Genomic DNA, 5,873 nt, shown 5'->3' on the forward strand with positions numbered 1-5,873 from the left:
CACCCGCCTCCCCGTTGTCCACGAGTTGGGGGGCTTTGGTGGTCAGGGCCCCGCTTGGGGGTAGGGGTGTCCCGGGGGGCGCGGCGGCCCCCCGCGCGGCGCGGCGGCCGTCCGCGGCGACGAGCTTCGGCCCGCGGCGCACGGGAGTACGGCGCCGGGGCGCGGCCGACGCGGCCCGGCGCCGCGCCACCGGGGCGAGCGGTCCCGGTGGAGCGGCGGCGGGCCGACCGCGACGGCCGACGCGGGTGCGGCGGCGCCGCCTTCGCGCCGCGTCGTTCGCCGTGCGTCGTGCACCGGCGCCGTGTACTGGCGCCGCGTACCGGCGCGGGCGCGGCGTCGCGGTGGTCGGTCGGCACCGGCGGGCCGGCGCCGAAGGGTCGGAGCCGGGCGGCCGGTGCGGGCGGGTCAGTGCTGGGCGGCGATCCAGTAGCGGGTCAGGTGCCGCTTGGCGTCGCGGTAGGCCGAACGGGCGTGCACCATGCGCTGGTTGTCCCAGACGAGGACCGCGCCCTCCGGGATCAGCACGGACCGCTTCTGCTCCCGGAAGAACGCCTCGGCCTGCTCGGCGAGGTGGATGCCGAAGCTGCCGAGGGGCAGTTCCGCGGGATCGACGCTGGCGTCGACCGGCGGGTCGTACTGGCCGGTGGTCAGCAGGTTGTAGCTGAAGCGGACGATCTCCCGGCCGCCGTCGGTGCGTTCGACCACGGGACGGCGTACGCCCTCGGTCCCGACGCCACCGGTGTTGTGGCCGAGCCAGTCGATGTCGCGCTCGTAGAGGGCCGCGCGGTCCTGCGCCGGGAGGGACTCCACGAACCGGCGCATGTCGGCCAGTTCGGTGTGGCCGCTGCCGCAGGTCGCCTGGACCCGGCAGTGCAGGGCGAGGTAGCTGGGCGTCGGGTTCCAGCCCGGCGCCTCGGTGTGCACCAGGATGGTGTTGACGCTCTTCGAGTAGCGGCGCTCCTCGAAGCCCGGAGCCGCCTTGACCTGGTAGCGCAGCGATCCGTCGTACTGCGGGACGAGTTCGCCGAAGGCGCTGAGCACCTCGGCGGCCTGCTCGTCCGTTTCGATGTCTGTGAGCAGAGTACAACCCTGTTCCGCAAGTTCCCATGCGTGAAGATCAAGGGCTGTGGTCATGACGAACTCCCCCGAGATTCTGTGGCTTTGAGTTGCCTGGCGATCGGATCACGATCGCTCCGGACTGCATCCCGGGTTGATATTCGAGCAGTGCGGCAGACCTGGCAATGTTTCGAAAGGTGAGATGGGTCACCGCCGCCCGCTGCAACCGAAACGGCCACCACCAGCCCCGCTGCCTGCGGTTGGTCCACTTCGGACAGTCGGGACGGTATACGGGACTGTCCGGATAACGGCGATCGGAATGTCAGATACCGCCCGTTGACGGCACTCTCCGGCGGCGCGGGTCCCACCCCTCCGGCCGACCTGCGATGGCGGTGAAGGGAGTGACGGACGGTGCGCACGGCGCCCGCTCCGGACCGGAACGGTTGCAAACTGACGCGGATCACCCACGCGTCGCCACACCGCGGCGGACCTGGCACACCGTCACCCGTTACCGGCCACCCGACGGTACAGGGAACCCTTCGCTCCGGTGTTGTCCGGATCTCGTCGTTCCTCTTGCCCCCAGGGGCCCGCGCGGACCCCTCCCGACCCGTCGTCACCACGGGTTCGGGACGCCTTCGGCGCGCGCCCCCGTCGACCGGTTCCGTGGCGAAGGTCACGACCGCGGCGCGGGCACGCCTGCGCCGGGCACGTCGGCGCCGGGTACGGCCGCGCCGCCCGCCGGACGGGCCCGACGGACCGGGGGTCCGTCAGGAGCTGTCCGAGGGGCGGCGCGGCCGTCCGCCCGGGTGCGTAGACGAGGTAGCACTCGCGGCGCTGCGCAACGGGCGGGTTGTCGTACGGCGAACGGCGGGTGTACGCACACCCCCGTGCCCGGGATCCGCTACCCGAGGCGCAGCACCTTGGCCCCGAACGACGGCTCGACCAGGTCCTCCTTCAACGCCAGCGGGATCGTGGCCGCTCCGGGCCCGTCGCCCAGCACCAGCTCGCCGACCTGGGTGCCCGCCTTCGCCTCGTGCGGGAGTGCCTTGCCGCCGTCGGTGAGCTTGAAGCGCACCTTCTGACCCGGTACGCCGGCCACCTGGCCGTCGCGCGTGGCCACGAGCGGGGTGCGCTTGCCGAGCTTGTCGTCCACGTACCCGACGACCTGGCCCTTCTTCACGGCTCCGGCAGCCGTCAGGGCGCTCCGCACCGACTCGATGATCTTCTTGCTGTTCGCCTTGACGAGATCCAGGCTGTCCAGCGCATCCTTGTCGGGGGCGGGAGCGCGCTGCTCCAGGGTGGCTCCGACGATCAGCTGGTCCTTGCCGCCGACCGACTTGTACGCCGCCCACATCAGGGCCCCGCCCGCCGCCGAGCTGGAGCCGGTCTTGATGCCCGCGACGCTCAGGTTGGCCAGCAGCAGGTTGCCGTTGTTGTTGATCAGCGGCTTGGGAAGGCCCTGGATCGGGGCGCTCGGCATGGACACGATCGCCCGGAAGGCGTCGAACCGCATGACCGCCTCGGCCAGTTTGAGCTGGTCCTCGGCCGTGCTCTTCGTCCCCGCGTCGAGTCCGCTGGGGTCGGTGTAGGTGGTGTTCGTCATGCCGAGCTCCTTGGCGGCGGCGTTCATCTTCTCGACGAACGCGGCCTCCGAGTCACCACCGCCGTCCCACCGGGCCAGCAGCCGGGCGGCGTTGTTGCCCGAGGGGATCATCAGCATCTTCAGCACGTCCTGCTGGCTGTACTTGGTGCCGGCGGTCAGCCCTTCGACGCGCGACTCGTCCGCGGACGTGCCGTCCGCGACCATCTTGGCGTCGATCTCGATCTGGGGTCCGGCCTCGCCCTTCTTCAACGGGTGGCCCGTGAGGACGACGTACGCCGTCATCACCTTGGCCACGCTCGCGATCGGCACGGGCTTCTGCTCGCCGAAGCTGCCGATCTCTCCGCTGCCGACGACGCGCATCGCGCCCTGGCCCGCGCTCGGCCACGGCGGGGTGTAGGTCCCGTCGAAGGTGAAGGACGCCGCGGCGTCCCCGCTGGCCACGGTCGGCGCGGGCAGCGGCCGCACCATCTGGGCCACCACGGCCGCGCCGACCAGCCCGAGCAGGACGGGCGTCCAGATCTTGACCCGGCGACCGAGGGTACGGGCCGTGGTCTCCTGCGGCGGGGGCGTGTTGGTGAGCTGCGCCAGCAGGTCGAGGGGCGGTACGGCCTGAGGGGGTTCCGGGGCGGTGGGCCTGGCGGCGGGGGCCGGTGCGGGTGCCGGTGCCGGTGCTGCCGCGGTGGGGGCGGGGGCCGGGGTGCGGGCCGGGGGCGCGGGGCGCTCGGCCGTGGCGGGGGCCTTGGCCGGGGTCGCGCCCTTGGCCCAGGAGGGGGTGGTCGGGGCGGGGGCGGCCGGTGCCTTGGCCGGTGCGCCCGTCGACTCCAGCGGCTTGAGGGCGACGAAGGTGCTGGTCCGCTCGTTGTCGGACTCCGGCACCGCCGCACGACCGGATCCGGATCCGGTGGACTCTCCGTCACCGGTCCCGGTGGACTCCTCGTCACCGGACCGGGACGAGTCCTCGGTCGAAGCCTTGGCGGGAGCCTTGGCCGAAGCCTTGGCGGGGGCCTCGGCCGACGGCTTGGCCGATCCTGCGGCCGACGCCTCGGCGGGGGCGTCGCTCGACGGCTTGGCCGACGGCTCGGTCGACGCCTTGGCGGGAGCCTTGGCCGGTACCTCGGTCGACGCCTCGGCGGGCTCCTTGGCCGAAGCCTTGGTCGATGCCGCGGCCGACCCCTCGGGCGACACCTCGGCGGGCTCCTTGGCGGGCTCCTCGGACGAACCCTTGGCCGACCCCGCGGCCGACCCCTCGGCCGACCCCGCGGCCGACCCCTCGGCAGGGGCCTCGCCCGACCCCTCGGCCGACCCCGCGGCCGACCCCTCGGCAGGGGCGTCGCCCGACGGCTTGGCCGACGCCTCGGCCGAAGGCTTGGCGGGGGCCTCGGGGCGTGCCGTGGTGGGAGGGTCGGTCGTGACCGGGGTCGGTGCCCCGGCGGCGCGCTCGGTCCCGGACTCGGAACGGGTCCCGGTCCCGGTCGGCTTCTCGGCTTCGGGGCGCGCCGGGTCGTCCGCGGGCTCGCGTACGGGTGGGGCCGCCTCGGCGCGGGGGTCGGGCTCCGGCTCCCGTTCGCTCGCGGGGGCGGGGACCGCGGCCTGTTCGGCGGCGGCCGGGGCGGCTTCGGGGGGCGCCGGTTCGGGAGTGGACGTCTCCACCGCTTCCGCGGTCGAACCCTGCGCGCTCTTCGACGTGTCGGACGATTCGCCCGCCACTGGTACCGCCTTCATCCCTCGTGCCACCTAGCTTCTACCGGCCGGGACAACAGCCCGCCCTCTGTCTCGTGGTGTCGGCGACACCCCCGTGGGGGTGTCACTCGATCATGTAGAGACCCCGGAGGCACCCATTGGTTCCGGGATAACGGCCCTAAATATCCGCATTGTGTCCGGCGGTGCGCGCACGCCCTACAACAGGCCCGTGCCGAGCCTCGGTACGAAGAGGTGCGCGGCCCTGTGTTCCGCCGCCAGCCAGGACGCACCCGCCCCCAACAGGCCCGACGCCGTGGCACGGGCGAGGGCCTGACGGTGTTCCGAGCACGGTTCGCAGCCGGGGGTCCAGTGCGGGATGTGCTCCAGGTGCATGTTCGCCAGGTGCCGGGCCAGCCGGGTGCGCGCGGCCCCGGCCGTGTCCCTCGGCCCGTCGGCCCCCGCCTGGAAGTCCTGCACCAGCGCGTACAGCCGGACGCATTCCGCGCAGTCGGACATCCAGGCCGGGGTCGGCGGCCACTGGGTTGCGGGGCTGACGCCGTCGACACTCATGGGCCCACCTTAGTTGCAGGTCACGGCCGCACCGGCCGATGAGGCCGTGTCGCCGGGCCGGTACCGGGCGCACGGCCGCGCGCGTCGGGCCGTCAGGCCTCGTACTCGGTCAGGTCGATGGTGTGCACCCGCAGCAGGTGTCCGTGCTCGGGCTGGGTCACGTCGCGGTCCGTCTCCATGCCCAGCTTGCGGATCACGTTCTCGGACTCGTCGTTGCCCACCCGGTTGATGGCGATGACCCGGTCGAGGCCGCGGTCCTGGAGGGCGAACTCCAACGTCGCGTGCGCGGCTTCGGAGGCGTAGCCCTGGCCCCAGAAGGGGCGGCCGAGCCGCCAGGTGATCGCCACCTCGTGCGCGAACTCCGGCAGGACGTCCGGCACGGTCAGCCCGACGGCCCCGATCAGCTCTCCCGAGGCCAGGAGCTCGACGGCGAAGAGGCCGAAGCCCTCGTCGTCCCACTCCTCCTCCCAGCGCTCGATGTCCCCAGCGGTCTCGTCCAGGTCGCGGACGGATCCCTCGCCGATCCAGCGCATCACCTCCGGGTCGGCGTTGATCTCCGACAGCGGAACGAGGTCGTCGTCGTTCCAGCGGCGGAGGAGGAGTCGGGGGGTGCGGATCTCGGTCATGCCCCTCATCCTGCCGAACGTCGCCGGTCAGGGGTAATCGGCGCCCGCCCGGCTCCCCCGTTTCCCCTCGTTGCGGCCGTATTGCAGGTTCGTGGCCAAGCCCGGCGGGGCGTTCCCGTGCCCGGGTCCGTGGCCCTACCGTCCGTCGCAACGCACTGACGAAGAAGGGTTGCGCGCATGCCCCACGACCTCTCGGACGAGAGCCGCTACGACCGCACCCGGCTGCGCCAGTGGGCCCGCGGGCGGGCCCGGTCCGCCGGAGTGGACCGCCGCGACCTGCTGAAGCTCTTCGCCGCCGGGGTCGCCGCCACCGGCCCGCTGGCCCTGGCGGCCGGCCC

General features: G+C 73.3%; 4 protein-coding genes. All 4 read right to left on the reverse strand.

Translation table 11 applies throughout. The annotated features are described in order from the left end of the window. Positions 1-405 precede the first annotated feature (405 nt). On the reverse strand, positions 406-1,134 hold the full coding sequence (locus tag ACFWAR_RS39040) for a TauD/TfdA family dioxygenase (protein ID WP_385788395.1): 729 nt from the start codon (positions 1,132-1,134) through the stop codon (positions 406-408). A gap of 823 nt (positions 1,135-1,957) precedes the next feature. Beyond that, the gene (locus ACFWAR_RS39045) at positions 1,958-4,381 is read right to left on the reverse strand and encodes a serine hydrolase (protein WP_385788397.1); all 2,424 of its coding nucleotides are present in this window, start codon (positions 4,379-4,381) and stop codon (positions 1,958-1,960) included. Positions 4,382-4,555: 174 nt separating this feature from the next. Continuing rightward, on the reverse strand, positions 4,556-4,909 hold the full coding sequence (locus tag ACFWAR_RS39050) for a hypothetical protein (protein WP_385788400.1): 354 nt from the start codon (positions 4,907-4,909) through the stop codon (positions 4,556-4,558). Positions 4,910-5,001: 92 nt separating this feature from the next. Next, positions 5,002-5,535, reverse strand: a complete 534-nt coding sequence (locus ACFWAR_RS39055) for a GNAT family N-acetyltransferase (protein ID WP_385788403.1) — start codon at positions 5,533-5,535, stop codon at positions 5,002-5,004. Positions 5,536-5,873: the final 338 nt, after the last annotated feature.

The sequence above is a fragment of the Streptomyces sp. NPDC059917 genome, assembly GCF_042730635.1.
Lineage (GTDB): Bacteria > Actinomycetota > Actinomycetes > Streptomycetales > Streptomycetaceae > Streptomyces.

Coding starts and splice junctions, on each gene's coding strand:
- ACFWAR_RS39040 (WP_385788395.1), bottom strand. CDS start 1,134: ATGACCACAGCCCTTGATCTTCACGCATGGGAACTTGCGGAACAGGGT.
- ACFWAR_RS39055 (WP_385788403.1), bottom strand. CDS start 5,535: ATGACCGAGATCCGCACCCCCCGACTCCTCCTCCGCCGCTGGAACGAC.
- ACFWAR_RS39050 (WP_385788400.1), bottom strand. CDS start 4,909: ATGAGTGTCGACGGCGTCAGCCCCGCAACCCAGTGGCCGCCGACCCCG.
- ACFWAR_RS39045 (WP_385788397.1), bottom strand. CDS start 4,381: ATGAAGGCGGTACCAGTGGCGGGCGAATCGTCCGACACGTCGAAGAGC.